General features: G+C 40.3%; 1 protein-coding gene. It reads right to left on the bottom strand.

The features are described from left to right. A partial coding sequence (locus tag D5S11_RS19780; protein WP_164833875.1) for a YqaJ viral recombinase family protein occupies positions 1 to 300 on the bottom strand: 300 nt, incomplete at both ends.

The raw sequence follows: 300 nt of genomic DNA, 5'->3' as shown, positions 1-300 counted from the left end.
TCCCCTGTTAGTTGAAAATAAACCTCTTTCATTTTCTTTATGAATGCGTTTGTTTTTTCTATCATTTCGCTTATATATTCTTCATCACGTAAAACACGTTGCTGTAAATAACCTGCCTTACAATCAAGGCGAGGGTCAAAGCTAACAAAGTCGCACCATTGTCGCTCAGTTACCCATAATTGAGCCTGTATCTGTGCCTTGTAATCTGCACTGTAACCATCAGACAAGGCGCGTTTTAATTGCGTTGTTGTGTTTGGGCACTTTACCTCAAGCAAGCCATCATCACCGATCATTCCATCA

The organism is Bacillus sp. L75 (assembly GCF_003676355.1).
In the GTDB taxonomy this organism is placed as follows: Bacteria; Bacillota; Bacilli; order Bacillales; family Bacillaceae; genus Bacillus; species Bacillus velezensis.
The sequence above is the reverse complement of the archived record's forward strand: the minus strand, read 5'-3'. Positions and strand labels throughout refer to the sequence as shown.